The organism is Mycobacterium sp. M23085, from assembly GCF_045343915.1.
Classification (GTDB): domain Bacteria; phylum Actinomycetota; class Actinomycetes; order Mycobacteriales; family Mycobacteriaceae; genus Mycobacterium.
Genome location: NZ_CP174280.1, coordinates 4443528 through 4468736, shown reverse-complemented (window position 1 = coordinate 4468736; position 25209 = coordinate 4443528). Strand labels below are relative to the sequence as shown.

At 68.6% G+C, this 25209-nt stretch carries 27 protein-coding genes and 1 pseudogene; 12 read left to right on the top strand and 16 right to left on the bottom strand.

Annotated features, from left to right (window positions below; translation table 11 throughout):
- Positions 1-9 precede the first annotated feature (9 nt).
- From ACIUM1_RS21115 to ACIUM1_RS21100, 4 genes and pseudogenes are all read right to left on the bottom strand, one after another.
- Positions 10-1911 (bottom strand): ABC transporter family substrate-binding protein, encoded by a 1902-nt coding sequence (locus tag ACIUM1_RS21115; protein ID WP_406817794.1) that lies wholly within the window; start codon positions 1909-1911, stop codon positions 10-12.
- 45 nt (positions 1912-1956) lie between these two features.
- A complete protein-coding gene (typA, locus tag ACIUM1_RS21110) occupies positions 1957-3846 on the bottom strand; it encodes a translational GTPase TypA (protein WP_406814500.1) in 1890 nt (629 codons plus the stop codon).
- A gap of 69 nt (positions 3847-3915) precedes the next feature.
- A pseudogene (locus tag ACIUM1_RS21105) lies at positions 3916-4041 on the bottom strand (respiratory nitrate reductase subunit gamma); the annotation flags it as partial.
- Positions 4042-4434, bottom strand: coding sequence for a (deoxy)nucleoside triphosphate pyrophosphohydrolase (locus ACIUM1_RS21100; RefSeq protein ID WP_406814499.1), 393 nt, complete (start codon positions 4432-4434; stop codon positions 4042-4044).
- Between the two features lie 216 nt (positions 4435-4650).
- Between ACIUM1_RS21100 and ACIUM1_RS21095 the strand changes: the two genes are divergently transcribed.
- A complete protein-coding gene (locus ACIUM1_RS21095) occupies positions 4651-5424 on the top strand; it encodes a cell division protein DivIVA (RefSeq protein WP_406814498.1) in 774 nt (257 codons plus the stop codon).
- Positions 5425-5525: 101 nt separating this feature from the next.
- Entirely contained in the window at positions 5526-5810 is a 285-nt protein-coding gene (locus tag ACIUM1_RS21090) for a 4a-hydroxytetrahydrobiopterin dehydratase (RefSeq protein ID WP_406814497.1), read from the top strand.
- Here the strand turns inward: ACIUM1_RS21090 and ACIUM1_RS21085 are convergent.
- Entirely contained in the window at positions 5807-7099 is a 1293-nt protein-coding gene (locus ACIUM1_RS21085; RefSeq protein ID WP_406814496.1) for a mannosyltransferase, read from the bottom strand. The genes ACIUM1_RS21090 and ACIUM1_RS21085 overlap by 4 nt on opposite strands.
- 151 nt (positions 7100-7250) lie before the next feature.
- On the opposite strand from ACIUM1_RS21085, the gene ACIUM1_RS21080 reads away from it, so the two are divergent.
- Together ACIUM1_RS21080 and ACIUM1_RS21075 are read left to right on the top strand one after the other, a co-directional pair.
- Complete coding sequence (locus ACIUM1_RS21080) at positions 7251-8009, top strand: hypothetical protein (protein WP_406814495.1); 759 nt, start codon at positions 7251-7253, stop codon at positions 8007-8009.
- 46 nt (positions 8010-8055) lie between these two features.
- Positions 8056-9228 carry a hypothetical protein gene (locus ACIUM1_RS21075; RefSeq protein ID WP_406814494.1) on the top strand — a complete coding sequence of 391 codons (1173 nt, stop codon included), beginning with the start codon at positions 8056-8058 and terminating at the stop codon, positions 9226-9228.
- Between the two features lie 82 nt (positions 9229-9310).
- Here ACIUM1_RS21075 and ACIUM1_RS21070 read toward each other — a convergent pair whose 3' ends face one another.
- From ACIUM1_RS21070 to ACIUM1_RS21055, 4 genes are all read right to left on the bottom strand, one after another.
- Entirely contained in the window at positions 9311-9457 is a 147-nt protein-coding gene (locus tag ACIUM1_RS21070; RefSeq protein ID WP_066951537.1) for a DUF1059 domain-containing protein, read from the bottom strand.
- A gap of 28 nt (positions 9458-9485) precedes the next feature.
- Positions 9486-10058: an HhH-GPD-type base excision DNA repair protein gene (locus ACIUM1_RS21065; RefSeq protein ID WP_406817793.1), complete on the bottom strand. Its 573-nt coding sequence runs from the start codon at positions 10056-10058 to the stop codon at positions 9486-9488.
- Between the two features lie 171 nt (positions 10059-10229).
- The gene (locus ACIUM1_RS21060) at positions 10230-10454 is read right to left on the bottom strand and encodes a DUF5302 domain-containing protein (protein ID WP_406814493.1); all 225 of its coding nucleotides are present in this window, start codon (positions 10452-10454) and stop codon (positions 10230-10232) included.
- Between the two features lie 50 nt (positions 10455-10504).
- On the bottom strand, positions 10505-10948 hold the full coding sequence (locus ACIUM1_RS21055; protein ID WP_406814492.1) for a PPOX class F420-dependent oxidoreductase: 444 nt from the start codon (positions 10946-10948) through the stop codon (positions 10505-10507).
- 74 nt (positions 10949-11022) lie between these two features.
- Here ACIUM1_RS21055 and ACIUM1_RS21050 point away from each other — a divergent pair, with 74 nt between their 5' ends.
- A complete protein-coding gene (locus tag ACIUM1_RS21050; protein WP_406814491.1) occupies positions 11023-11544 on the top strand; it encodes a DUF1697 domain-containing protein in 522 nt (173 codons plus the stop codon).
- A 56-nt stretch (positions 11545-11600) separates the two neighbouring features.
- Here ACIUM1_RS21050 and ACIUM1_RS21045 read toward each other — a convergent pair whose 3' ends face one another.
- Positions 11601-11966: a GntR family transcriptional regulator gene (locus ACIUM1_RS21045; RefSeq protein ID WP_064952452.1), complete on the bottom strand. Its 366-nt coding sequence runs from the start codon at positions 11964-11966 to the stop codon at positions 11601-11603.
- 37 nt (positions 11967-12003) lie between these two features.
- On the opposite strand from ACIUM1_RS21045, the gene ACIUM1_RS21040 reads away from it, so the two are divergent.
- The gene (locus ACIUM1_RS21040; protein ID WP_406814490.1) at positions 12004-12717 is read left to right on the top strand and encodes an SIR2 family NAD-dependent protein deacylase; all 714 of its coding nucleotides are present in this window, start codon (positions 12004-12006) and stop codon (positions 12715-12717) included.
- A 12-nt stretch (positions 12718-12729) separates the two neighbouring features.
- On the opposite strand, the gene ACIUM1_RS21035 is transcribed toward ACIUM1_RS21040, so the two are convergent.
- Together ACIUM1_RS21035 and ACIUM1_RS21030 are read right to left on the bottom strand one after the other, a co-directional pair.
- Positions 12730-13359, bottom strand: coding sequence for a class I SAM-dependent methyltransferase (locus ACIUM1_RS21035; protein WP_406814489.1), 630 nt, complete (start codon positions 13357-13359; stop codon positions 12730-12732).
- A 66-nt stretch (positions 13360-13425) separates the two neighbouring features.
- Positions 13426-15762 (bottom strand): MMPL family transporter, encoded by a 2337-nt coding sequence (locus ACIUM1_RS21030; protein WP_406814488.1) that lies wholly within the window; start codon positions 15760-15762, stop codon positions 13426-13428.
- Positions 15763-16047: 285 nt separating this feature from the next.
- Here ACIUM1_RS21030 and ACIUM1_RS21025 point away from each other — a divergent pair, with 285 nt between their 5' ends.
- The gene (locus ACIUM1_RS21025; RefSeq protein ID WP_007169068.1) at positions 16048-16194 is read left to right on the top strand and encodes a hypothetical protein; all 147 of its coding nucleotides are present in this window, start codon (positions 16048-16050) and stop codon (positions 16192-16194) included.
- Between the two features lie 144 nt (positions 16195-16338).
- Here ACIUM1_RS21025 and ACIUM1_RS21020 read toward each other — a convergent pair whose 3' ends face one another.
- Together ACIUM1_RS21020 and ACIUM1_RS21015 are read right to left on the bottom strand one after the other, a co-directional pair.
- Entirely contained in the window at positions 16339-17103 is a 765-nt protein-coding gene (locus tag ACIUM1_RS21020) for a 3-hydroxyacyl-CoA dehydrogenase (protein WP_406814487.1), read from the bottom strand.
- 48 nt (positions 17104-17151) lie between these two features.
- On the bottom strand, positions 17152-18243 hold the full coding sequence (locus ACIUM1_RS21015; RefSeq protein WP_406814486.1) for a CaiB/BaiF CoA transferase family protein: 1092 nt from the start codon (positions 18241-18243) through the stop codon (positions 17152-17154).
- A gap of 119 nt (positions 18244-18362) precedes the next feature.
- On the opposite strand from ACIUM1_RS21015, the gene ACIUM1_RS21010 reads away from it, so the two are divergent.
- A complete protein-coding gene (locus ACIUM1_RS21010) occupies positions 18363-19172 on the top strand; it encodes an enoyl-CoA hydratase (protein WP_406814485.1) in 810 nt (269 codons plus the stop codon).
- Positions 19173-19262: 90 nt separating this feature from the next.
- Positions 19263-20609, top strand: coding sequence for a DUF2867 domain-containing protein (locus ACIUM1_RS21005; RefSeq protein ID WP_406814484.1), 1347 nt, complete (start codon positions 19263-19265; stop codon positions 20607-20609).
- Positions 20610-20615: 6 nt separating this feature from the next.
- On the opposite strand, the gene ACIUM1_RS21000 is transcribed toward ACIUM1_RS21005, so the two are convergent.
- Positions 20616-21338, bottom strand: a complete 723-nt coding sequence (locus ACIUM1_RS21000) for a lysostaphin resistance A-like protein (RefSeq protein WP_406814483.1) — start codon at positions 21336-21338, stop codon at positions 20616-20618.
- Entirely contained in the window at positions 21335-22483 is a 1149-nt protein-coding gene (locus ACIUM1_RS20995; protein ID WP_406814482.1) for an NAD(P)H-binding protein, read from the bottom strand. The genes ACIUM1_RS21000 and ACIUM1_RS20995 overlap by 4 nt, the downstream gene beginning before the upstream one ends.
- A gap of 71 nt (positions 22484-22554) precedes the next feature.
- Here ACIUM1_RS20995 and ACIUM1_RS20990 point away from each other — a divergent pair, with 71 nt between their 5' ends.
- From ACIUM1_RS20990 to ACIUM1_RS20980, 3 genes are read left to right on the top strand one after another with little or no spacing between them, the layout of a single operon-like run.
- On the top strand, positions 22555-23661 hold the full coding sequence (locus ACIUM1_RS20990) for a type III polyketide synthase (RefSeq protein ID WP_406814481.1): 1107 nt from the start codon (positions 22555-22557) through the stop codon (positions 23659-23661).
- Positions 23662-23681: 20 nt separating this feature from the next.
- Positions 23682-24182: an isoprenylcysteine carboxyl methyltransferase family protein gene (locus tag ACIUM1_RS20985; protein ID WP_406814480.1), complete on the top strand. Its 501-nt coding sequence runs from the start codon at positions 23682-23684 to the stop codon at positions 24180-24182.
- Positions 24179-25192, top strand: a complete 1014-nt coding sequence (locus ACIUM1_RS20980; protein WP_406814479.1) for an NAD(P)/FAD-dependent oxidoreductase — start codon at positions 24179-24181, stop codon at positions 25190-25192. Before ACIUM1_RS20985 ends, ACIUM1_RS20980 begins: the two co-directional genes overlap by 4 nt.
- Positions 25193-25209: the final 17 nt, after the last annotated feature.

The following is a 25209-nucleotide window of genomic DNA, read 5'->3' as shown; positions in this document are numbered from 1 at the left end:
CGACGCGGGCTACGGCCCGGTTTTGATCCACTGTCCGGCGTCGCCGACGATGCCGACCGGAACCGCACCGGACAAGCTGACGTTCTGCACGCTCGGCCCCGCCGCGACGATCGTGGTGTCCTGCAAGATCGGCAGCACGGTGGACATGTTCCACAGTCGCGGTTCGACCGCGGTGATCACGTCGTTGATGTTCTTGGTGCCGTTGAGGGCGGCGTCGATGTTGGACTGGATGCTGCGATCGCAGATCCCGGTCAGGTTCGACGGCGCCTGCACCAGCGCATTGGGATCGGCGGGGCGGCTGGGCGGCGGCGTCGTGGTCGGTGTCGTCGACGCGGTGGCGCGCCCGGTGGACGGCGCGGCACCGGCGGTGGTGGAGGGCGCGGGCGCCGCCGCGTTGGAAATCGGAACCTGGGTGGATTCCAGTGCGCGACAACCGTACCGGGAGGCCAGCCGGGTGGCCAGGTTTCCGCCCGCCTGATGCCAGCCGACGATCGCGTCCACGCGGTTGTCGTTCAGCGCGTCGTGGTAGAGGGTCACCGGGTCCAGCGCCAGCACGGTCGCGGCGATGCCGACGTTGCGCAATCTGTCGGCGGCGGTATTGGCCACCGCGACCGCGGTCGGGTCGTTTGCCGCCACCCCGATGACCAGCGAAAGCTGTTGGCCGTCCTTGCTTATCCGGCCGCGGATGACCTCGGGGGGCCCGGTGTTCGGCGTCGGGACCGGCGGGGCCCCGGAAGCCGAAGCGTTGGGCTCGACCTTGTATCCGGCCCCCTCCAGCAATGCCAGCGCCGCCGGCGTCGTCATCGCCGGTGGCGCGGTCGGCTCGTAGCCGGGGTCGCTCGGCGCCCGGATCTGGGCCTGATCCAGGGTGACCGTGTTGTCGCTGCCCGCTCCGACGGCGGCCAGCAGGTCGACATCGAGCAGCCCCAAGATCGCCTTACGGACTTGCGTGTCAGCCAGTTTGGCCTCGGTGGCGCGCAGCGTGAGCTGCATGACCCGCGGCGTGACGATCCGGGCGGTCCGGACGTCGGGAATGGCGGACAGCTGCGCGAAGGCCGCCGAACCGCCGTGCACCTGCGCCACCTGGGTGTCGCCGTTGCGCACCGAATCGGCCAGCGCGGCGGGCGCACCGGCGCGGCGGAAGAGAATGAGCCCGGGTTTGGCCGGTGGGCCCCAGTAGCGGTCGTTGCGCGCCACCAGGATCTCGTCACGCTGCGGGTCGATGCTCTCCACGCGGAACTGCCCGCCGGTGACCGGGAGCGCCCGGGCCAGGCCGGCCGCGAAGCCGCCGGGCACGTCCTTGACGATGTGCGCCGGAAGGATGTTGCTGAACAACTCTTTCCACGCCGGATACGGTTCGGCGAAGGTGACCACCGCCTGCTTGCCCCCTTCCAAGGACTGCACTCCGGTGACGAGGTCGTACCCGGCCGGGTCCACCACCCCGGGCTGGCTGACCATCTGGTGCCACAGGTACCAGAAGTCGTCGGCGGCGATGGGCGCGTTGTCGGTCCACTGCGCCTCGGGCCGAATCTTGTACGTCACCGTGAACGGGTTCTGGTTGGACACCTCGGCCGACACCAGCAGGGTCGGGTCCATCTCCCAGCGCGAGCCGGTCGGCGTGTTGGGGTCGGGGACCGGCCGAAAGGCGCTGGGCAACACCAGCGCGCTGATCGCCGCGTTCACCGGGGACAGGTCGGACAGCAGGTGCGGATTGAAGCCGGCGCCGATCGAGTCGATGCCCATGATGATCTCGCTGACCCGCGGCGGCGGCGGCACCGAGTTGTGCGGCGTGTCGGTGCTTTGCGGCGCCGGCGGCGGGTTGACGGTACAGGCCGAAACCACGAGTCCGACCAATGCGACCAGCCCGCTCAGCACCATGAACCAACGGCGGACTCGTCTCGGCACGCTGATCAGGTTATCGAGCAGCCGCACAGCAGCCCGTCCGACCACGCGGCGTTAACCCCGGGCCTTGGCGCGCGATCGGCTGCGGGCCCGGGCGGTGGCGTCGAGCTCGACCTTGCGCACCCGCACGATCTCCGGGGTCACCTCGACGCATTCGTCTTGCGCGCAGAATTCCATGGCCTGCTCGAGATCGAGCTCGAGCGGCCTGGCCAACGTTTCGATGACATCGGCGGTCGAGGACCGCATGTTGGTCAGCTTCTTCTCGCGGGTGACGTTGATGTCGAGATCCTCAGCGCGCGGGTTGATTCCGACGACCTGACCCTCGTAGGTGTCCTGGCCGGGCTCGACGAAGAACTGGCCGCGGTCGGCGAGCTGGATCATGGCGAACGGTGTGATGACGCCCGCCCGGTCGGACACCAGCGAGCCGGTGTGGCGCGCCCGGATCTCGCCCGCCCACGGCCGATAGCCGTCGAACACGGCGTTGGCGATGCCGGTGCCGCGGGTCAGGGTGAGGAATTCGGTACGGAAGCCGATCAGGCCGCGGCTGGGCACGATGAAGTCCATCCGGACCCAGCCCGCCGCGTGGTTGGTCATCTCTTCCATGCGGCCCTTGCGGGCGGCCATCAGCTGGGTGATCGCGCCGACGAACTCGTCGGGGCAGTCGATGGTCATCGCCTCGAACGGCTCGTGCAGCTTGCCGTCGATCGTCTGCGTGACCACCTGCGGCTTGCCGACCGTGAGCTCGAAGCCCTCCCGGCGCATCTGCTCGACGAGCACCGCCAGCGCCAGCTCGCCGCGGCCCTGCACCTCCCAGGCGTCGGGCCGGTCGATATCGACGACCTTGATCGAGACGTTGCCGACGAGTTCGGCGTCGAGCCGCGACTTCACCATGCGAGCGGTCAACTTGTGACCTTTCACCTTGCCCGCCAGCGGCGAGGTGTTGGTGCCGATGGTCACCGAGATGGCGGGTTCGTCGACGGTGATGCGCGGCAGCGCGTGGGCGTGGTCCGGATCGGCCAGCGTGTCACCGATCATGATCTCCGGAATGCCCGCGACAGCGACGATGTCCCCGGCGATGGCCTCGTCGGTGGGCGTGCGTTCCACACCCTCGGTCACCAGCAGTTCGGTGATCTTCGCGTTCGTGATGACGGGATGCCCGTCCACCTCGCGCATCCAGGCCACCTGCTGGCCCTTGCGGATCCGGCCCTTGTAGATGCGGATCAGCGCGAGCCGTCCGAGGAAGGCCGAGGCGTCGAGGTTGGTGACCAGCGCCTGCAGCGGTGCCTCGGGATCGCCCTGCGGCGGCGGGATGTGCTCGAGCAGAACGTCGAACAGCGGATCGAGGTTGTCGCCCTCGGGATTCTCGCCGTTGGCCGGTTCCTTTGTACTGGCGATGCCCGCTCGTCCCGAGGCGTACAGCGTCGGCAGATCGAGGGCTGCCTCGGCGGCCTTCTGCGCTTCCTCGTCGAGGTCGGAGGCGACGTCGAGCAGCAGGTCGTGACTCTCCGAGACGACCTCGGAGATCCGGGCGTCCGGCCGGTCCGTCTTGTTGACGACCAGGATCACCGGAAGGTGGGCGGCCAGGGCCTTGCGCAGCACGAACCGGGTCTGCGGCAGCGGCCCCTCGGAAGCGTCGACCAGCAGCAGCACCCCGTCGACCATGGACAGCCCGCGCTCCACCTCTCCGCCGAAGTCGGCGTGGCCCGGGGTGTCGATGACGTTGATGACGGTCGTCGTTCCGTCGGCATTCTTGCGATGCACGGCCGTGTTCTTGGCCAGGATCGTGATGCCCTTTTCTTTCTCCAGGTCCCCGGAGTCCATCAGGCGCTCGACGGCGTCGTCACCCCGGTGATGCAGCGCACCCGACTGCCGCAGCATGGCGTCGACCAGGGTGGTCTTTCCGTGGTCGACGTGGGCGACGATGGCGACGTTGCGAAATAGCACGTCGGTGATTGTGGCAGCGGGGGCCCCGGATAGCGAACCGGCTGGTAACCGGACGCCCCTCGCCGGCCGCTACCAGCCCCGTCGGCGCGGTGCCGTACCGACGAGTTCGCCCTTGCCCGCGGCCTCGCGGCTGCGATGCACGATATAGGGCCTGAACAGGTAGACGACCGGGGCGCCGAACACGCGCACCAGCCGTCAAAGGGCCCGGCTCAGCGCCCCTAACCAGCCACGATCGGCTGGCACCCAGTCCAGGTCGTCCAGCTCGGCCGCCGTGATCCAGCGCAGGGCGCGGTGATCGCGGGCGTCGGGTTCGCCGCGGATCAGGCGTACGCGGTAGGCCCGCAGCGTGAACCGGCCGTCCACCGCGATGTCGGCGCCCAGGCGGTCACCCACCGCGATGTCGCCGACCGCCAGCCCCAACTCCTCGGACAACTCGCGCGCCAGCGCGTCGCGCTCCGTTTCCCCGGGCGCGACCTTGCCACCGGGCAGTTCCCAGCGGCCGGCCAACTCGGGCGGACGGGCGCGTTGTGCCACCAAGACCTTGGAGTCGCAGATAAGGGCGCCCGCGACGACGATCTGGGTCGGCATGGCCAGTGACGGTATACCGTCGGCGGCACCCAGCTGGGTACGACGCCGTAGCTCGGCGGTAGCAGATTCAACGCAAATGGCAGCTAAGCGTGGCGATGTGGATCGAATTCGCTTGCGGCACACCGGCTCTCTTACGATCTGAGCGTCACCGTGGGATACTCGACGCTAGTTGGTCACCATCTCTAACAGGCACTTCCTCAGAATGGGGGGTTGGCAATGACCATCGAGCCCGCAAAGACATTCCGCCGCACCTTCAGGGGCTATGACACGGCTGCGGTCGATGCCCACATCCAGGTGCTGCTCGCCAAGCAACAGTTCCTGATCGACGAAGTTCAGAACCTGAGGGCCCAGCGCAACCAATCCGGCGATGAAGCGGCCGCGCTGCGGATTGAGGTCGCGTGCCTCGCGGATGAGGTCGCCCTCCTCTCTGACACCTCGCCGTCGCCCTACGCGATGCACCATCGGATGGCAAAGTTGCTGCGGCGTGCGCTCGATGAGATTTCCCAGATGCAGGCCGAGGCGCGCGCCGAGGTAGCAGCGCTGGTCGCCGAGGCCGAGGCCGAGACCGAGACCGCCCAACGAGAGCATCGGGAGTTGCTGGCCGACATCGCGGCGCAGCGACAAGCGCTGGAGGCGGAGTGCGCGGCAACCAGGAAAGAGTTCGACACAGAACTCGCCAGGATGCGCGCTGAATCCCGGTCGTTGATCGATAAGGCGTGGCAGGATGCCCAGCAGGAGCGCGATCAACTGCTCGCCGAGGCAAAACAGAGGGCGCGTCAATCCGATGAGCAGGCCCGCAGGACGCTGGCCGAGGCGAATCAGCAACGCATCATGATCCTGGAAGAACTGATGGGCGTGGCTCGCGACCTCCACCGGGTTCCGGCGATCCTCGAGTCGGCATACCAAGGACGAAACAACGCGCTGGAGCCAAGCGTCGTGGTGCAGCTCGATCAAAAAAGTCAGACGCCAGGTCCCGCTGTTGCCTCGTAAGTGACCCCCGTCGGGGCAGGTCCATATACGGCGTGTAGCCCCACTTGATCTGCTGCGTATTCATCCCCACGGCGGGGCCGGTGACGGTATACCGTCGGGGGATGGCTGTGTTAACGGATGAGCAAGTAGACGCCGCACTGCCCGATCTCAACGGTTGGGAGCGCGCCGAAGGCGCCCTGCGCCGCTCGATCAAATTTCCCAGTTTTCTCGCCGGCATCGATGCCGTGCGCCGGGTGGGCGAACACGCGGAGAGCAAGGACCACCACCCGGACATCGATATTCGTTGGCGGACAGTGACTTTCGCTCTGGTCACACACTCCGAGGGCGGCATCACCAAAAACGACATCGAGATGGCCCGCGATATCAACGGCATCGTCGACGGCTAGACCGCGGCCGGGCCCGTCTGTTCGGTCTCCCGGCTGCCGGCGGCCGCGATCCAGATCAACGTCGCCACCGCCGCCACGATGTAAATCAGTCCGGCCCAGGCCAGGTACCACGGCCGGCTGATCTGCCAGATGGTCGGTTGAGCGAAGCTGAGCAACCACGGCACGCCGATCGCGGTGAGGGCCAGCCAGCCCCAGCCGACGATGCCCGCCCCGCGCCACTCGCGCACCGGGCCGTGGATCGCCCAGATCATCAGCGGCACCAGCCATACCCAGTGATGGGTCCAGGAGATCGGTGAGAGCAGCAGCCCGAACAGCTCCACCACCACAAGCCTGCCCAGCCGGTCGGCGGCGTCCAGGGCGCGCCACGCCAGCACGGCCAGCACCGCGGTGACAGCGACGGCGGCCACCAACAGCGGGCCGAATCCGACGTCGTGGCCCAAGATCCGCGAAAGGCCGCCGCGCCATGACTGATTGAACGAGGTGGCGATGGGGCCCACCCGGTGGGCGTCACCCAGCAGGTCGGCGAAGTAGTAACGCGTCTGGTCACCGACGACCAACACCGAAATCCCCACGGTGGCAACGAAAACGACCGCCGAGAACGCCGCTGCAGCCCACCGGCGGGCGCCGACCAGATAGACGCCGGAGATCGCGGGGGTGAGCTTGATTCCCGCCGCCACGCCGACCAGCAATCCCGACAGCCACCACCGCGTGCTGTACACCGCCCACAGCACCGCCGTCATCAGCAACACGTTGACTTGGCCGTAGTCGAAAGTGCTGCGCAGCGGCTCGATCCAGATGGCTACCGCCGTCCACAACATCGCGACGCGCCGACCGGCGGCGCCGGCCGCGACGCCCATCAGGCGCTGGCTGAGCCGGATCGCGCCGTACAACGCGGCCATGGTCGCGATCTGCCAAACGAAGGCCACCAGGCCGAACGGCAGCAGGTGCAGCGGGTAGAACACGACCGCCGCGAACGGCGGGTAGGTGAACGGCAGCGGGAAGTCCGGCGTCTGGTCGGCGTAGACGTAGCTGTACAGGGTGCCGGGGTGGTCGATCGCGGCGGAACCGCCGAGGTAGACGTGCAAATCGACGAAGTTCGCGCCGTTGGGCGCCAAATACGTCCAGGCCAGCCGCGCGGCGATGCTCGCGATGAGCAGCATCGGCGCGGCCACCTGAAGAAGGCTCGCCAACCGCTGGGTACGGGGTGCCGCCGGAGCGGCGGCCGAGGTGGTGTTTATCCGCCCGACTTTAGCGAGCGAGGTACCCGCCAGCGCGCCGTCGGTCCCCACATCTGTCCTAGGAGTGGTTATTTCACGCGTTCGGTCACCGGTCCCACTCGTATCAGTAACGAGTTCATAAATGCCACACGTGTCACTTGAGTCCCATCTGCATCAAAGTAACTTCAGCGCCGGACCTGCAATCGATCAATCAGGGAGAGTCATGCCAACCATCTGGACTTACATGCGAGCAGCCGCCGTCGTGGTCGGTTCGTCCGCAGCGCTATTGACGGGCGGGATCGCCCATGCCGACCCCATGCCGGCCCCGGCCGTACCGAACATTCCGCAGCAGCTGATCAGCTCGGCGGCCAACGCACCGCAAATCCTGCAGAACCTCGCGACCGCACTCGGCGCCACGCCGCCGGCGGCCCCGGCCACTCCGGGCATCAGTTTCCCGGGTGTCCCGGCGGCCACTTCGCCGGCAACCCCGGCGGCTCCGGCGGCGGGTCTTCCGTCGATTCCCGGACTGACCGCGCCGACGAGCCCCGCCGCCCAGGCGCCTGCCCAGGCGGCCAACCCCTTCCTTCCGGGGCTGGCGCAGTCGGCCACCCCGGCCGCGCCGTCGACGGCGACGGGCGGCATTCCGGGGATGATCCAGGGCCTGACGGGTGCGCAGCCGGCCGCTGCGGGTCCCGCCGCTCCGGCCGCGCCATCGATCCCGGGCCTGCCGGCGATCCCGGGGCTGTCGTCTCCGGCGGCACCGGCCACCCCGCCCGCGCCGCAGATTCCGCAGGCGCAGGTCAACATGCCGGCGATGCCGGCCGGCCTGCCGGTCAGTGTGCCTCCGAAAGTGACGCTCCCGCAGGATCTGCCGGCGCTCGCTTCGGGTCAGGCTCCGGGCGCGCCCGCGGCACCAGCGGCACCCGCACCGGCGGTTAGCCCCGCCGGACCGGCAGCGCCGCTGCTGGCCGCCCTGCCCTGATCAGTTTCGTAACCGACTAATTCACTACCGAGAACCGGAGGACACCGTGGCAACCACTTGGAATCTGTCCAAAGGTTTGGCCGCTGTCGTCACGGCATCGGCTGTCGCGTTCGGGCTCTGCCCGAGCGCGGCAGCCGACCCGGCGGCGCCGCAGCCGATACCGCAACCGAATGCGGCCCAAGCGCTGCCGGGTCTGCCTGCCTTGTCGCAGCTGAGCCCGCTCATCCAGCAAGCGGCCGCCGACCCTCAGCAGGCGACGCAGCTGCTGATGGCCGCAGCGCAGGCTTTCGCCCACAACCCGAGCACGCCCAACGAGTCCAAAAACGTTGCCGCGGCTGTCAATCAATTTGTCGCCGAGCCCGGCGCGCCGGTGCAACACGTGCCCGCGGCCGGGGTAGAACCCGGTTTGCAGGCTCACCTGCCCGCCGGCATCGACCCGGCTCACGCGGCCGGCCCGGCCCCCGAGGCCGCGCCCGCTGCGGCCCCGGCACCCATCAATGCCCCGGCACCCGCTGCGGCCCCGGCGCCCGAGGCGCACCTGCCGGCCGGTGTCGACCCGGCTCACGCGGCCGGTCCCGCACCCGCTGCGGCACCCGCCGCACCGCCCGCCCAACCGGCCAACGTGCCTGTCGCCGCGCCAGTCCCGGCACCACCGGCGCCGGCCGCAGCACCACCGGCGGCCCCGCCGGCACCGGCCGCCGCACCACCGGCGGCCCCGCCCGCACCGGAGGCCGCACCCGCACCGGCACCCGCGCCCGCACCGGCACCGGACGCCGCCCCTGCGGCGGCGGCTCCGGGGTTCGGCCCTGACTCGCCTCCCACGCAGGACTTCATGTACCCGTCCATCGGCACCAACTGCCTGGCGGACGGCACCAGCGCCATCGCCACGGCGCTGTCGGTGGCGGGGCCGGCCAAGATCCCAGCCCCGGGACCGGGGCCGGGCCAGACCGCCTACGTGTTCACCGCGGTCGGCACACCGGGACCCGCCGAGGTGCAGAAGCTGCCGCTGAACGTCACCTGGGTGAATCTGACCACCGGCAAGTCGGGGACCGTCGCGCTCACGCCGCGTTCGGACATCAACCCGGAGGGGCCGACGACGCTGAGCGCGATCGCCGACACCGGCTCGGGCAGCATCATGTCGACGATCTTCGGGCAGGTCACCACCAAGGAAAAGCAGTGCCAGTTCATGCCCACGATCGGCTCGACGGTGGTGCCGTAGCAGACCGGCGCCGCCGCCGTCTCACGGCCCTGACGCGCGTGTCCCCGGCCGGGGGCACGCGCGTTCGCGTTAAGCAGTCCAGCTAGTACGCCATGAACAAGATGGCGTCGCGGTCGTACTCGAGGCCAGGATGATCGCTGGCGAGGTGAGCTTGGGTCAACTCGACCAGCTCGTCCTCATCCTTGCCGACGATGGCTTCGCCGCACGGACACGTTATGTGTGTCTTCACCTTGTCGCCCTTCCCTTCTGTGGACTTGCTACTTCGCCGCTTTGGCCGCCGCTTTCATCTGCTTCTTGTACGCGCGCACTTTCCCCATCGATTGGGCGTCGACGATGTCGGCGACGGATATGTGCGAACCGGCCTTCCCGAACTCCCCCGCCGCGGCGCGCCAGCCCTTCGGCGTCACGCCGTACTGCTTGCCCAGCAGCGCCAAAAAGATCCGCGCTTTCACGTCCCCGAATCCGGGCAAGCCCTTGATCCGCCGCAGCAGCTCGCTCCCATCGGGATCGCCGGCAGTCCACAATCCGGCCGCGTCGCCGTCGTAACGGTCCACGATGATCTGCGCCAGCGTTTGGATGCGCTTGGCCATTGACCCCGGAAAGCGATGTATTGCAGGTCTTTGCGAGCACAACGCGGCGAACTTATCCGGGTCGTACTCCGCGATTTCGGCGGCATCGAGGCTGCCCATCCGGTCCGCGATCTTCTTCGGTCCGGCGAACGCCGTCTCGAAGGGGACCTGCTGATCCAGCACCATCCCGATGAGCAACGCCAACGGACTCTGGTCCAGCAGCTCGTCGGCCTCAGGATCTTGAGCGAGGCAAATTTTCACCGTCAACGATCTTCCTTCCGCGCAGGACTCTGGGGCCGGGGAGCCGTTGGTGGCAAGACTACTCACCAGCGATGACCGCGTTATCGTGGCGTGGTGGTGGACTAGGCCAAACTGGCACTGATGCTCGCCCGCGACTGGCGCACAACACCTTTCGATGCGGACGAGCGGCCGTCAGCCGCTCTTGCGGCGGAACTCCCGCCGGTTTCCCACCGCGCCGTGCGCCCGCGATTGCTTGCCGGCACCGTCCTTATGGTCGGAACCGCTGGAAGATTTCGACATCTTGCGGTCCAGGGCTTCGCGGAACTTGCGCTTGGTGTCGTCGTCCGAGCCGGGCGACCCGGCGGCCCCTGAAGACTCCGACGACTTCGAACCCTGGCGGGCATTCGATTCAGCCATAGGGGCAGCCTAGCCCGAGTTTGCCGAAACGGTTCGCCTAGGCGCCGCGGCTACCGCATCCCGGGCGGCATGCCGTACAAATGCGAGATCGGCAGCGTCAGCAGCACTCGCCGGTCGGTGACCATCGCCTGCCGGTATTCGTCCCAATCCGGGTGCTCTCCGGCGATGTTGCGGTACAACGCAATCAGCGCCTCGACGGTGTCGTCGTCGGGCGCGGCCGCCGGCGGCGTCAACTCGGCGGTGCCCTCGGCCACCGCGTAGGACCAGCCGTCGTCGGCGTCGACCAGGATGGAGGCCCGCGGGTCTCGACGCAGGTTGCGGGTCTTGGCGCGCGGCTCGGTGATCGACACCTGGATCGCCACGGTGCGCGGGTCGAAGTGATAGCTCACGTTCGACAGCTGCGGCCGCCCGTCGCGCTTGATGGTGGCCAGCACCCCGAGGGAATGTCCACTGATCAAGGCCAGCAATTTGTCGTCGAAGACTTGGCGTCCCATGACGAAAGCCTACGTCGCGCGGGGCCGGGTGGCCCGGGATGGCTGTCGCGCGACCGGCCTGGTGGAATCGGGGCATGACCAAGTACGCGGCGTTTCTGCGTGGCGTCAACGTCGGGGGCGTCAACCTCAAGATGGCCGAGGTGGCGGCGGCGCTGACCGAGGCGGGGTTCACCGGGGTCCGGACCATCCTGGCGACCGGCAACGTGCTGCTGGAGTCGGCCGACGGCGTGGCGTCGGTGCGCAAGAAGGCCGAGAGAGTGTTGCGCGACCGGTTCGGCTACGACGCGTGGGTGCTCGCCTATGACGTCGATACCGTGCGCGCCGTAGTCGATGCCTACCCGTTCGAGCGTGAGGTCGACGGCTATCACTCCTACGTCACGTTCGTCGCCGATAAGGCGGTCCTGGACGAGCTCGCCGCGCTGGACAAGGACGCGGGTCCCGACGAGAAGATCCGCCGCGGTGACGGTGTGATCTATTGGCAGGTCCCCAAGGGCAGCACGCTAAATAGCAGCATCGGCAAGACGATGGGCAAGCCGCGGTACAAGTCGTCGACCACGACACGCAACCTGCGCACGCTGAACAAGGTGTTGCGCTGACTGCGGCTACCAGACCGTCGGTGCGCCAAGGGTTTTCGACGCTCGCAGGACATTCCTCATTCGTCGGGCACCGCTTCGATGTAGCGCACCGCATCGGCCTTGTCCAACCCGAGTCCGCGCGCAACCCGCACGTACTCGCGCGCCGCGGCCGCCATGGCAGCATCGGTCGGGTCGTAGCGGGCGACGAAAGTGCCGAAACGCCCGCGGGTTTCGATGATGGCGGAGCTTTCCAGCTCGCGATAGGCGCGCGCGACGGTGTTCACGGCGACGCCGAGCTGGCCGGCCAGATCCCGCACGGTGGGCAACCGGGTGCCGGGCGGCAGCGCGCCCTCCCGAACCCCGTCGATGACCTGCGTCCGAAGCTGGTCGAACAACGGCTTTCCCGCCTTCATGTCGACCTTCAACCAGTCACCCAGCTCCACCCGTTCAGTATCCCCCTCCCGCGGCTATCTTGGTGGAATGCGAGTAGCGGTGCTCAGCGGTGCGGGTATTTCCGCGGAGAGCGGCGTGCCGACCTTCCGCGACGACAAAAACGGGTTGTGGGCCCGCTTCGACCCCTACGAGTTGTCCAGCACCCAGGGCTGGCGCGACAACCCGCAGCGGGTCTGGGGCTGGTATCTGTGGCGCCACTACCTGGTCGCCGACGTACAACCGAACGCGGGTCATCGCGCCATCGCCGCCTGGCAAGACGACGCCCAGGTCAGCGTCATCACCCAGAACGTGGACGATCTGCACGAGCGCGCAGGCAGCCGGTCGGTTCACCATTTGCACGGCAGCCTGTTCGAATTCCGTTGCGCGCGTTGTGGTCTGCGCTACTCTGATGCGCTGCCCGAAATGGCCGAACCGGCGCTGGAGGTGGAGCCCCCGGTGTGCCAGTGCGGCGGCCTGATCCGGCCCGACATCGTGTGGTTCGGTGAACAGCTGCCCGACGAGCCGTGGCAGCGCGCCGTCGAGGCGACCGAGGCGGCCGATGTGATGGTGGTGGTCGGAACCTCGGCGATCGTGTATCCGGCGGCCGGGCTGGCCGAGCTGGCGCTGTCCCGCGGCACCGCCGTCATCGAGGTCAATCCCGAGGTCACCCCGTTGTCGGCCTGCGCGACGGTCAGCATGCGGGAGACGGCAAGCCAGGCGCTGCCCGGCCTGCTGCAGCGGCTACCCGCCCTGCTGAACTGACGGTCCGGCCGGTCAGGCCCGGCGGGCGCGACCGAGAAGCAGTTCCGAGACCGGCATCGGCGCCCACGCCGGCAGCGTGAATTCGCGCCGGGAGGCGTCGATCTCGAACCCGGCCTCGACGATCGAGCGTTCGGTGTCACGGTGGGTGTGGCAGTTGCCGAACAGCCGCGGCCACAACGTCGCATCGGCGAACCGCTGAAAGCGGCCCCGCGCACCGGCACTGGCGATGTGCTCGAGGTAGCGCAGCTCGCCGCCCGGCCGCAGCAACGAATGCAGGCGCCGCAACACGCCGCCGGGGTCACGCACCGAGCACAACACCAGCGAGCACACCACCGCGTCGAACGCCTCCCCGCCGCGGAACGTCTCGGCCGTCTCGCCGGTCACGACGATGTGAATGGGCACCGCCGCGGCCGCGGCGCGGGCCTGGGCCGCCAGCCGCGGTTCGGGCTCCACCGCGATCACCTCATCGACGGAGTCCGGGTAGTAGGGAAAGTTTGTGCCGATGCCCGCGCCGACTTCCAGCACCCGGCCGGACAGCCCGGCCAGGTTCTCCTGGCGCAAGGCCCGGATCGCCTCGGCTTCATGCGTGGCGACGACCGGCCAGATGCGCGCGAAGAAGGGGTTGTCGACCACCGTTGTCATACCGTTGCGAACCTTTCCGAATCCATTGAGCCCCACGATAGGTTCTCAGCGACGAACCGATCGGCGTCAACCGGCATTGGGCACGGGCTCGGCGACCGCCGGCCCGGGAAGCTCGACGGGTTCCACGGTCGGGTCGAGGTATCCGACGGTTTCTTCGGTGCCACCCTCGCTGATGCCGAACCGGTCGTGCAGCCACGCCAAGGGTTTTGGCGCCCACCAATTCCATCGGCCCATCACGTGCATGAACGCCGGGACGACCACCATTCGCACCAGGGTGGCGTCGGCGAACACGGCGAGGGTCAGGCCGAGGCCGAACATCCGCATGAACGAGACGTGGGCGGCGATCAACGCGGCGAACGACATCGACATCACCAACGCGGCCGCGGTGATCACCCGGCCGGTGCGGGCGACGCCCAGCGCCACGCTTTCGTCGTTGGCGGCGTGGGCCTGCTTCGCGGTCGGCTTTGCCGGTCGGGCGGCGCCGGACGCCAGCCAGTACTCGCGGATCCTGGAGAGCAGGAACACCTCATAGTCCATGGACAGCCCGAAGGCGATGCAGAACAGCAGCACCGGCATGTTGGCCACCAGCGTGCCGCTGGGCGTCGTCCCGAGCGCACCCAGGTGTCCGTCCTGGAAGATCCACACCAAAGCGCCGAACGCCGCGGTCAACGACAGGAAGTTGCAGGCCAGAGCCTTGGCCGGCAGCAGCACGCTGCCGGTCAGCAGGAACAGCAACACGAAGGTGATGGCCGCCATCAACCCGAGGACCAGCGGCAACCGGTCAGTGACGGCATCGACGCTGTCGCGGTTGACCTGCGCCACCCCGCCCATCTCGACGGAGCGACCCGCGGGCCCGGGCACCTCGTGCAAGCGCTTGAGTTGGGTGTCGTTCGCCGAGGAGAACAGCGGCGCCGTGCTGCTGACGGTCAGGAACGCGCTGCCGTCGTTCACCCCGGTGGGCCCGGCCGGTGGTCCCACCCGGTTGCCGGACGCGAAGGTGCCGCCGGGGGCCGCCACCGCCGACACGTCGGCAACCCGCGACAAATCGGCGGCGTAGTGGTCGAAGTCCGCCGGCTTCAGCCCGGTGGCATCGGGGATGACGATGGGCACCGACGTCGCCGAGTCGTGCGCGAAATCGTTGCGCAGCTGGTCACCGACCTGATGCGCCGACGCCGACCGCGGCAGCACCCGGTCGTCGGGAAAGCCCCACGTCACGCGGAGGAACGGATACCCGAGCAGCAGCAGCAGCGCGACGACGGTCAGGCCGACCGGTGCCCAGCGCCGCATCACGAACCTGGTGGACCGATACCAGAACATCTGTTGGACGGGCTTGTGCACCGGTTCGGGACGGCGCAGCGTGCGGCGCATCAGCCGGCGCACGTTCAGGGCGTCCAGCCGGGGGCCGAGCAGCACGATCGCGGCCGGGGTGATCACGATCGAGGCGGCCGCCACGAAGGCGACGGTTGCCACGCCGGCGTAGGCGAACGATTTGAGGAAGTACATCGGAAATGCCACCGTCGCCGACATCGACAACGCCACGGTGACCGCGGAGAACAGCACGGTTCGCCCGGAGGTGGCCATGGTCCGGATGAGCGCTTCGTCACGGTCGTGGCCCTCGGCCAACTCGTCGCGGTAGCGGCTGACGATCAGCAGGGTGTAGTCGATGGCCAGGGCCAGGCCGAGCGCGGTGCTCAGGTTGAGGGCGAAGATCGAGACTTCAGTGGTGAAGGTGATGAGGCGCAACACCGTCATCGACCCGACGACGGCCAGGGCGCCCAGCGCCATCGGCAGCGCCGCCGCCAGCAGCCCGCCGAACACCCAGATCAGCACCAGGAAGCTCAGCGGGAGCGCGATCAGCTCCATCACCAGCAGGTCGGCCTGGTTCTGGGTGTTGATCTGCGCGTACTGCATCGCAGCGCCGCCGGCGCGGACGGTGACGCCGTCGCGGTCATGGATGAACTGGTCGGCCAAGGTCTGGGCGTTGCTCTGCGCATAGTTCTCGCCGCCCTTGAGGTTGACCAAGACGAGCCCGGACTTGCCGTCGCGGCTCACCAAATCGGCCGCCGCCGGGGGCTGCGCGGTCCACGGCGAGGACACGTTGTAGACCAGCGGGGACTTCCGCAGCTGATCGACGAGTTCGGTGCCCACCTTGCGGGCCTGTTCGCTGTTGGTGCCGCCCGGAGCGGTCACCAGGATGAGCACCTGCTGACCGCTCTGCCCGAACTTGTCGCTCAGCACGCCGATGGCGTGCGCCGACTCGGAGTCCGGGTCTTGGAAACCGCCAGGCGACAGGCTTTTGGCGACGGGGACGCCGAAGATGGCGGCGGCGACGAAAACCAGGACGCCGGTCGCGATGATGCGGCGGGGCGCCCTGATCGCGACTCGGGCGATTTTTTGCAGCATGTCGAGCCCTTCCGCTGCCGGTGCCCCGTTGCGCTGGCCGCTGACTGATCCGCGACAACGTAACAAACGCTAGTTGGCACGCGTCGAACAGTGTTCTCTGTAAGCACGTAAGAGACCGCCCCAGCGTTCAACGCCGGGTTTTAAACCGCATCGACACTAAGAGTCCGGCCAGAAAAATATGTCGTAATTAAGCAGCTCACGGCCTAAATCGCCGGGCGAGCGCCGGTCAACCTACTTGCCGGTAAATTGCCAAGGTTTTCCGAATCGTGACTCAAAGATTCCTTAATGGTGGCCCATACGCTCAGTGTCATGTGGATCGACGACACAAGTGCCGACGTCATCAAAGTTGACTTCGAAGCCCTCTACCACGGCGACGTGCTGGTCGAAGGCGAGACCTCGGAGCAGTTCGAAGAACTGCAAGCGGCGAGCTGAGGCTGACCATGAGCATGCTCGCGCGTTTGTTAATGGCCGAACCCAACGTCAGTCGATGGTTCCGCAAGTAACCGTTGAACCTGGTTATCACGAAAGCCCCCCGGCGATGCGGGGGGCTTTCGCTTTATCCGACGGTGGCGCGGTTCAGCGAGGCGCCATGCGAATGGCGCCGTCCAGGCGGATGACCTCGCCGTTGAGCATCGGGTTCTCCACGATGTGGACGGCCAGGGCGCCGTACTCGTCGGGATCACCCAGCCGGGCCGGGTGCGGCACCTGCTTGCCCAGTGACTTCTGGGCCTCCTCGGGCAGCGAACCCAGCAGCGGGGTCTTGAACAATCCCGGCGCGATGGTCACCACACGGATGAGCTCGCGCGACAGGTCGCGCGCGATCGGCAGCGTCATGCCGACCACGCCGCCCTTGGACGCCGAGTAGGCGGCCTGACCGATCTGGCCCTCGAACGCGGCGACCGAGGCGGTGTTGATGATGACGCCACGCTCTGGGCTTGTTTCGGGGCCGATGGGTTCGGTCTTGGCGATCCGCTCGGCGGCCAGCCGCAACACGTTGAAGGTGCCGATCAGGTTCACCCCGATGACCTTCTTGAAGCCGTCCAGCGGGAAGGGCCCGTCCTTGGACAGCGTCTTGATGGCGTTGCCGATGCCGGCGCAGTTGACGTTGATGCGCAGGGTGCCCATCGACTCCGCGGCATCGAGCGCCTTGCCGACGGCGGCCTCGTCGGTGACGTCGGCCTCGACGAAGCGGGCCCGATCGCCCAGCTCGCGGACCGCTTCCTCGCCGCGCAGGTCGATGACCACCACCTGGGCGCCGCGATCGAGCAGTCGCTTGGTGGTGGCCAGGCCCAGGCCTGACGCTCCCCCGGTGACAACGGCAACTGCGTCCTTGATCTCCATCCGAGTCCTTCCTGATCCACTCGAGTCCAGCCAACTGGTTGGTTGGGACTATACCCAGTCCCTCAGTACGGTCTCCGCGTCGGTCACCGGCGCCGCGGGGCGCGGTGTCTCGGGCGCGGTGCGGGAGAAGCGCGGCGCCGGCAGCGGCTGCAGGCCGCCGTCGACTTCGTAGAACGTGTTCCGCTCGGTGATGTGCGGCTCGCTCTGCACCTCGCCGAACGCCAGCACCGGCGTCACGCACGCGTCCGAGTCCGCGAACACCTTGGCCCAGTGGTCGCGGTCCTGACTCGCGAACCTCTCGGTCAACAGAGCCCGCAGTTCGGGCCAGCGGCTGACGTCGTTCTGGCCGGGCAGGTCGGCGCCGTCCAAACCGAGTCCGGTCAGCATGGCGGCGTAGAACTGCGGCTCGATGGCACCGACCGCGACATAACGCCCGTCGGCGCATTCGTAGGTGTCGTAATAGGGCGCGCCGCCGTCGAGCAGGTTGGTGCCGCGGGCGTCGGTCCACATTCCCGAGGCCCGCATCTGCCACATCATCTGCACCAGCACGCTGGAACCGTCCACCATCGCAGCGTCGACGACCTGACCCTTGCCGGAGGTTTGCCGCTCCCACAGCGCGGACAGGATGCCGAGCAGCAAGAACATCGACCCGCCACCGAAGTCGCCGACCAGGTTCAGCGGCGGGACCGGCCGCTCGTTCGCCCGGCCGATGGAGTGCAGGATGCCGTTCAGCGAGATGTAGTTGATGTCGTGGCCCGCCTGCTGGCTGCGCGGACCGGTCTGGCCCCAGCCGGTCATCCGGGCGTAGACCAGCCGGTCGTTGACCTTGGCGCAGTCCTCCGGACCCAGGCCGAGCCGCTCGGTGACGCCGGGACGGTAGCCCTCGATCAGCACGTCGGCCTTGGCGATCAGCCGGAGGACCAGGCCGCGCCCTTCGTCGGACTTGAGATCGGCGGCCACCACCCGCCGGTTGCGCATCATGGCGTCTTTCGCGACGCCCCCGGCGCCCCCGGGGGTTTTGGCCGGGCGATCGATGCGCACCACGTCGGCGCCCAGATCCCCCAAAATCATCGCGGCGTGCGGGCCGGGGCCGATGCCGGCCAGCTCGACAACGCGCAGTCCACTCAACGGTCCAGCCACGATCCACCGACCTTTCGTCCGCTCTGACGCCTCGACCGTTCGCCACCAAACAACCGGTCGTTCGACATCTTCGCAGCCGCGCCGGACGGCCGCGCACCCCGGTCACTTATGGTGAGCCCATGACTTCATCCGCGATCACCACCCTCGCCCCAGTCGCAGGCCTTGACGTCGCACTGTCCGACGGTGTGTTGTCGGTGACCATCAACCGGCCCGACAGCCTGAATTCGCTGTCCATTCCGGTGATCACCGGTATCGCGGACGCGATGGAGTACGCGGCCACCGACCCCGAGGTCAAGGTGGTGCGGCTCGGTGGCGCCGGACGCGGCTTCTGCTCCGGTGCGGGCATCAGCGCCGACGACGTCTCCGACGGTGGCGTCCCGCCGGACCAGATCATCCTCGAGATCAACCGGCTGGTGCGCGCGATCGCCGCGCTGCCGCACCCGGTGGTCGCCGTGGTTCAGGGGCCCGCGGCCGGGGTCGGCGTCTCCATCGCCCTGGCTTGTGACGTCGTATTGGCTTCGGAGAGCGCGTTTTTCATGCTCGCCTTCACCAAGATCGGGTTGATGCCGGACGGCGGCGCGTCGGCGTTGGTGGCCGCCGCGATCGGCCGGATCCGGGCCATGCAGATGGCGCTGCTTCCGGAACGGCTGACGGCCGCGGAGGCGTTGTCGTGGGGCCTGGTCACCGCGGTCTACCCGGCCGGCGAGTTCGATGCCGAGGTGGACAAGGTGATCGCACGGCTGCTGGCCGGGCCGACGGTGGCCTTCGCCAAGACCAAGCTGGCGATCAACGCGGCCACCCTGACCGAATTGGACGCGGCCCTGCAGCATGAGTTCGACGGACAGTCGGTGCTGTTGAAATCCCCCGACTTCGCCGAGGGCGCCACGGCCTTCCAGCAACGGCGCGCCGCCAACTTCACCGATCGCTGAAAGGCGTTGCGGTGATCGGCCGCAACGCTTAATCACCCGTCGATGCGGTAATCCTCCTCGTCAGACTCCCTGACGAACGACGGAGGATCGATGCCCGAACAAGTGCGGTGCCTGGTGACCGGAGCGACCGGCTACATCGGCGGGCGCCTGGTGCCCCGACTGCTCGACCAGGGCCATCACGTTCGGGCGTTGGCGCGCGACCCCGAGAAGCTGGCGCAGGTGCCGTGGCGGCAGCAGGCGGAGGTGGCGCGCGGTGACCTCGGCGACGCCGACTCGCTGATCGCCGCGTTCGACGGCATCGAGGTCGTCTACTACCTCGTCCACTCGATGGGCACCTCGAAGGATTTCGCCGCCGAGGAAATCCGCGCCGCCGGCAACGTCGTCACAGCCGCGCGACGCGCCGGCGTGCGGCGGCTGGTGTATCTGAGTGGGCTGCATCCCGAAAACAGTGATCTCTCGCCGCATCTCGCGTCCCGCAAGGCCGTCGGGGACACGCTGATCGACTCCGGCATCGAGACGGTGGTGTTGCAGGCGGGGGTGGTCATCGGCTCGGGGTCGGCGTCATTCGAGATGATCCGGCACCTCACCGACCGGTTGCCGGTGATGACCACGCCGAAATGGGTGCACAACAAGATTCAGCCGATCGCGGTGCGCGACGTGCTCTACTACCTGGCCGCCGCGGCTTCTCCTTCGAAGGCCCCGGTCCCGGCGTCGCGCACCTGGGACATCGGCGGGCCCGACGTGTTGGAGTACGGCGACATGATGCGGATCTACGCCGACGTGGCGGGCCTGGGCAAGCGCTACCTCATTGTGCTGCCGTTCCTGACCCCGACGATCGCCAGCCTATGGGTCGGGACCGTGACGCCGATTCCACCCGGCCTGGCGCGTCCGCTGATCGAATCGCTGGAATGCGATGCGGTGATGCGCAATTCGGACATCGACGGCATCATCCAACCGCCGCCGGACGGACTGATCGGCTACCGCCGGTCCGTCGAACTCGCGCTGGCGCGCGCCGCGCGTGGCGTCCCCGAACCCACCTGGTCGTCGTTGCGGTCCGAACCGGCCGCGGCACTGCCCACGGACCCGGACTGGGCGGGCGAAATCGCCTACACCGACGTGCACACCACCGCAGTTGCGGCCGAACCCGAGACCGTCTGGAAGGCGGCGGAGGATGCCGTGAGCTCGCGGGCCGCCGGGTGGACGGTCGAGGAGCGCACCGCGGGCACCCTGTTGCTGCGCTCCACCAGGCGAGCGCCGGGGCGGGAATGGCTCGAAATTGCGGTCACTCGGCAAGACGGTGGGGGCGCCCGCTATACCCAGCGGTCTGCCTTTGTGCCGAGGGGCATTCCGGGGCGGGTGTACTGGTTCTTCGCGCGGCCGGTCCGCACCGCCGCGCTGCGGTCGCTGGCCAGCGAGGTCGTCGGTTCGGCCCGATAGCCGGCGTCAGACCCCGAACATCGGGGGCAGCACGAGAACCATGATGAGGCCCCAGACCAAATGGGTGAGCATCGGCGCCAGCACACCGCCGGTGGCCCGGCGCTCGAACGCGCACACCGTCCCTAGGATGATCGCGGCGAAGCCGAGCATCGGGTTGCCACTGGCCAGCGTCGCGCACGTGTAGACGATCGTCGAGATCACGACCGGGTGATAGCGGCCCAGCGCGGTGTAGAGCGCGCCGCGAAAGAACACTTCCTCGGCAACGCCGTTGGCAAGCGTGATCGCCACGATCACCGGATACCACCCGTGGTGGGCGTAGAGCAGCACCCGGGTGATCAATTCCGCCACGGGCGTGATCTGCCGGACGATCAGTCCACCCACGACGAAGACCGCACCGAGCAGCAGACCGATCGTCGTCCCGGTGATGACCGGCCGCTGGTTACGGCCCCGCCAGCAGATGCCGCCCAGGTGCAGCGGACCGGAGATCAGCCCTCCTGCGGTCCATACCGCGGCGAGCACCAGGGTCAGCCAGTAGAAACTGGACTCCCCCGGATGGCGCCGCAGCGAGTACCCGAGCACGGCCGCGCCGATCACCAGCGTGATCGCGACGATGACGCGCCGACGCCGCACGATGGCGGGCGATTCATTGTGCGGCACAGCGACATTGGTGGCCGCGCGGCGCAGCTCGGTGAAGACGCCGGTGTGGTACGGACTCATCGACTGGGTCATGCAGGGTGCACCTTCGGGGTCAGGGCGATCAGGATGTCGAGGCCGGTGCGTACCGCTCCGGCCACCGGTCCGGGGACCCTGTTCACCAGCCCCAGGGTCGGCCGCACGATGGAGGGGGTGACCCGCCGAGCGAGTCGGCGGATGCGCAGCGCGTCGCCGCCGGCCCAGGTGGGATCGGTGTTCGCCAGGTGGTGCGGGTCGGCCAGGGCGTTGACGGGACGCGGCCGGTCAGTGGACTGGCCGGCCAACGCCAGGGCGATGGACTCGTCGATGCCCAGCAGGCCGCCGGGCGGGTCGGGCACCCGATCGCGCAGGCCGCTGACGGATGCCACCATCGGGTGGTCCAGCGATTCGACCAGATCACCCGCCAGCCCCGGCGGCACCGGCAACGCCACGCCCGTGATCAGCGACGCCAGCGAGGTGTCGATCCTGCCCACCGGCAGTCCGGTGTGCCAGCGGCCGGAGACGCGCGCGTACGCCTTGAGCAGTTCCCGATAGGTCGTGGTGTCCGGGCCGGCGATGTCGTACGCCCCGGCGGGCACCCGGTCACGATCGGCGGCGGCCACCAGATAGTGCAGCACGTCGCGGACGGAGATCGGGTCGATCGGGTTGTCCATCCAGCTCGGGATCGGGATCAGCGGGAAACGGTCGCCGACGTAGCGCATCATCTCGAACGACGTCGAGCCGGCGCCGATGATGATCGCCGCGCCCAGCCACACCAGCTCGGGGCCGTCCGGGATGGTGAGCGCCTCGGCCACCTCGGCCCGGCTGCTCAAGTGCTCGGACAGGTCTTCGCCGGCGGGCACGAAGCCGCCCAGGTAGATGATGCGCCGCACCCCGGCGTCGCGGGCCGCCGCCGCGAAGTTCGCCGCCGCCGCCTTGTCGGCGTCGCGGAAGCCGGGCTGGCCGATCGCATGCACCAGGTAATACGCCACGTCAACCGGACCGCAACCGGCGAACGCGGAGGCCAGTGACGCCGGGTCCGCGGCGTCCAATTTCACCGGTGTGACGTCGTCGAACCAGCCGAAACGCTTGAGGCGCGCCGGGTTTCGGGTCGCCGCCGCGACCTGGTGCTGATCGGACAGCAGCGCGGTAACCAGGCGTGATCCGACATAACCGGTGGCACCGGTGACCAGAGCCCGCATACCCCGACCCTAGCGGCCCGGCCGCGCGGCGGGCAGGTGAACCGACGGCGCGGCGGCATCGTCACCCCTACATGGACCTTGGGGAAAGCGGTGATTTCGCCGGCGCGACGGCGGTCTCGACAAACATTGCGGTGAGAAATCCGTCCATTGCCAGCGTTGCGGTGAAGTTTCCACCCCACCGCTATACCCAAACCGCAGCCATCCGCGCCCTGACCGACGTGGCCGGTCCGGACTTTCAGCGTCTCGCGCGCGACAGTGCGGTCGATTTGCGCGATACCGCGATGCGGCCGCCCCGCTACCGCGGGCTGCGCGGCTGCACCGCGGCCGACGACGCCTACCTCGAGGTCGCGCTCGAGCTGGGCGAGCAGGCGCTGCGGGCCGCGCTAGAGGAGGCCAAGGTCAAACCATCCGAGCTCGACATCGTGTTTTCGACGCCCGTGGCCGGGCTGGCCGCGCCGACGCTGGATGCCCGGCTGGCGACGCGGGTCGGGCTGCGGCCGGACCTCAAACGCGTGCCGCTGTTCGGCCTCGACTCTGTGGCCGCCGCGGCCGGCGTGGCGCGCATGCACGACTACCTGCGTGCGTTCCCCGATCAGACGGCCGCGCTGCTCGCGGTGGAACTGTGCTCGCTGACCGTGCAGCGTCAAGACACGTCGGTCGCCAGTGCCGTGGCCACCAGCCTGTTCGGCGACGGCGCGGCCGCGGTGATCACCGAAGGCGCCCACCGGACCGGCCGGGAACACACCGGCCCCCGAGTGCTGGCGACGCGCAGTCGCAGCTATCCCGACACCGAGGAGGTCACGAGCTGGAAGATCGGCGGCGACGGCTTCCGGGTCGTGCTGTCCGCCGACGTCTGCACCATCGCCCAGAAATACCTGGGCGACGACGTCCGCGAATTCCTCGCCGACCACGGACTGGCCCCGCGCGATGTGACCACCTGGGTATGCCACCCGGGCGGCCCGCGGGTGATCGAGAACGTCGAGAGCGTCCTGAAACTTCCCCCGGGCGCTCTCGACCACACGCGGAAGTCGTTGCGCGAGAACGGAAATCTGTCGTCGCTCTCGTTGTTCGACGTGCTCGCGGCCAATATGGCCGATCCGCCTGCACCGGGGGCGATCGGCCTGATGATCGCGATGGGCCCGGCTTTCTGTTCCGAGCTGGTACTGCTGGCCTGGTAGCGCTGGTAAAGACTGTAGCCATGTATTACCTGCTGGTGCTGATAGTCGGGCTCGAGCGCGTCGTGGAGCTGGTGGTGTCCACCCGCAACGCGAGCTGGTCGTTTACAAAGGGCGCCAAGGAGTTTGGTCGAGCGCACTATCCGGTGATGGTGATCATCCACACCGGTTTGTTGGTCGGCTGCCTCGTCGAGCCGTGGGCGCTGCACCGGCCGTTCATCGCATGGCTGGGCTGGCCGATGCTGGCAGTGGTGCTGGCCAGCCAGGCGTTGCGCTGGTGGTGCATCGCGACGCTGGGCCGGCGGTGGAACACCCGGGTGATCGTCCTGCCGCAGACGCCGTTGGTGCGTCAGGGCCCCTACCGCTGGCTGCACCATCCGAACTATGTTGCAGTGGTGGCTGAGGGGGTGGCGTTGCCGTTGGTGCATACGGCCTGGCTGACCGCGGCCGTCTTCACGCTGGCCAACGCCGCCTTGCTGCGGGTGCGCCTGCGGGTGGAGAACTCCGCGTTGGGGTACACGTGAGCGACTACGACGCGGACCTGCTGATCGCCGGTGGCGGCCCGGGCGGGCTGGCCACGGCGTTACATGCACGCCGGCAAGGACTTTCGGTGATCGTCGCCGAGCCGCGGGACGGCCCCATCGATAAGGCCTGCGGCGAGGGGTTGATGCCCGGCGGGCTGGCCGAACTGACCTCGCTGGGCGTGGATCCCGTCGGGATGCCGTTTCACGGGATTGCCTACCTGAGTGAACAACGGCAGGCCCAGGCGCGTTTTCGCAACGGGCCGGGGCGCGGCGTGCGTCGCACCACGTTGCACGCGGCGCTGGCCGCGCGGGCCAAAGAGCAAGACACCGACTGGATCCGCACGCGGGTGACCAGCGTCGCGCAAGACGCCCACGGCGTCTCGGCCGCCGGTGTGCGCGCGAAATGGTTGGTGGCGGCCGACGGATTGCATTCGCAGGTCCGGCGCGCCGCCGGAATCACGGCGGCGGCGGGAACACCGCGGCGCTACGGCGTGCGGTGGCACTACCGGGTGCCGGCATGGTCGGACTTCGTCGAGGTCTATTGGTCGCGCTGGGGTGAGGCGTACGTGACGCCGGTGGAGCCCGATCTGATCGGTGTGGCGATCCTGTCGCGCGGCCGGCCCAACCTGGCCTGGTTCCCGCGGCTGAGCCGCCAGCTGCGGGGCGCAGCCGGACAGCCACGCGGCTGCGGCCCGCTGCGGCAGGTGGTCTCGCGCCGGGTCGCGGGACGCGTGCTGCTGGTCGGGGACGCGGCCGGTTACGAGGACGCGCTCACCGGCGAGGGCATCAGCCTGGCGCTCAAGCAGGCCGCCGCCGCCGTCGACGCCATCGTCAACGAGACGCCGGCATCATACGAGCGGGCGTGGCACCGGATCACCCGCGATTACCGGCTGCTGACCCGCGGGTTGGTGCTGGCCAGCACGCCACGGGCGGTGCGGCGCGCCATCGTGCCGACGTGCACGCTGCTACCCGGGGTGTTCGACCGCGGGGTCAACGTCCTGGCGGGCTGATTTCGATGGTGCGACCC

Coding starts and splice junctions, on each gene's coding strand:
- ACIUM1_RS21100 (WP_406814499.1), bottom strand. CDS start 4,434: ATGCCGACCCAGATCGTCGTCGCGGGCGCCCTTATCTGCGACTCCAAG.
- ACIUM1_RS21095 (WP_406814498.1), top strand. CDS start 4,651: ATGACCATCGAGCCCGCAAAGACATTCCGCCGCACCTTCAGGGGCTAT.
- ACIUM1_RS21090 (WP_406814497.1), top strand. CDS start 5,526: ATGGCTGTGTTAACGGATGAGCAAGTAGACGCCGCACTGCCCGATCTC.
- ACIUM1_RS21080 (WP_406814495.1), top strand. CDS start 7,251: ATGCCAACCATCTGGACTTACATGCGAGCAGCCGCCGTCGTGGTCGGT.
- ACIUM1_RS21060 (WP_406814493.1), bottom strand. CDS start 10,454: ATGGCTGAATCGAATGCCCGCCAGGGTTCGAAGTCGTCGGAGTCTTCA.
- ACIUM1_RS21055 (WP_406814492.1), bottom strand. CDS start 10,948: ATGGGACGCCAAGTCTTCGACGACAAATTGCTGGCCTTGATCAGTGGA.
- ACIUM1_RS21050 (WP_406814491.1), top strand. CDS start 11,023: ATGACCAAGTACGCGGCGTTTCTGCGTGGCGTCAACGTCGGGGGCGTC.
- ACIUM1_RS21040 (WP_406814490.1), top strand. CDS start 12,004: ATGCGAGTAGCGGTGCTCAGCGGTGCGGGTATTTCCGCGGAGAGCGGC.
- ACIUM1_RS21035 (WP_406814489.1), bottom strand. CDS start 13,359: ATGACAACGGTGGTCGACAACCCCTTCTTCGCGCGCATCTGGCCGGTC.
- ACIUM1_RS21030 (WP_406814488.1), bottom strand. CDS start 15,762: ATGCTGCAAAAAATCGCCCGAGTCGCGATCAGGGCGCCCCGCCGCATC.
- ACIUM1_RS21025 (WP_007169068.1), top strand. CDS start 16,048: ATGGTGGCCCATACGCTCAGTGTCATGTGGATCGACGACACAAGTGCC.
- ACIUM1_RS21020 (WP_406814487.1), bottom strand. CDS start 17,103: ATGGAGATCAAGGACGCAGTTGCCGTTGTCACCGGGGGAGCGTCAGGC.
- ACIUM1_RS21010 (WP_406814485.1), top strand. CDS start 18,363: ATGACTTCATCCGCGATCACCACCCTCGCCCCAGTCGCAGGCCTTGAC.
- ACIUM1_RS21005 (WP_406814484.1), top strand. CDS start 19,263: ATGCCCGAACAAGTGCGGTGCCTGGTGACCGGAGCGACCGGCTACATC.
- ACIUM1_RS21000 (WP_406814483.1), bottom strand. CDS start 21,338: ATGACCCAGTCGATGAGTCCGTACCACACCGGCGTCTTCACCGAGCTG.
- ACIUM1_RS20995 (WP_406814482.1), bottom strand. CDS start 22,483: ATGCGGGCTCTGGTCACCGGTGCCACCGGTTATGTCGGATCACGCCTG.
- ACIUM1_RS20990 (WP_406814481.1), top strand. CDS start 22,555: ATGGACCTTGGGGAAAGCGGTGATTTCGCCGGCGCGACGGCGGTCTCG.
- ACIUM1_RS20985 (WP_406814480.1), top strand. CDS start 23,682: ATGTATTACCTGCTGGTGCTGATAGTCGGGCTCGAGCGCGTCGTGGAG.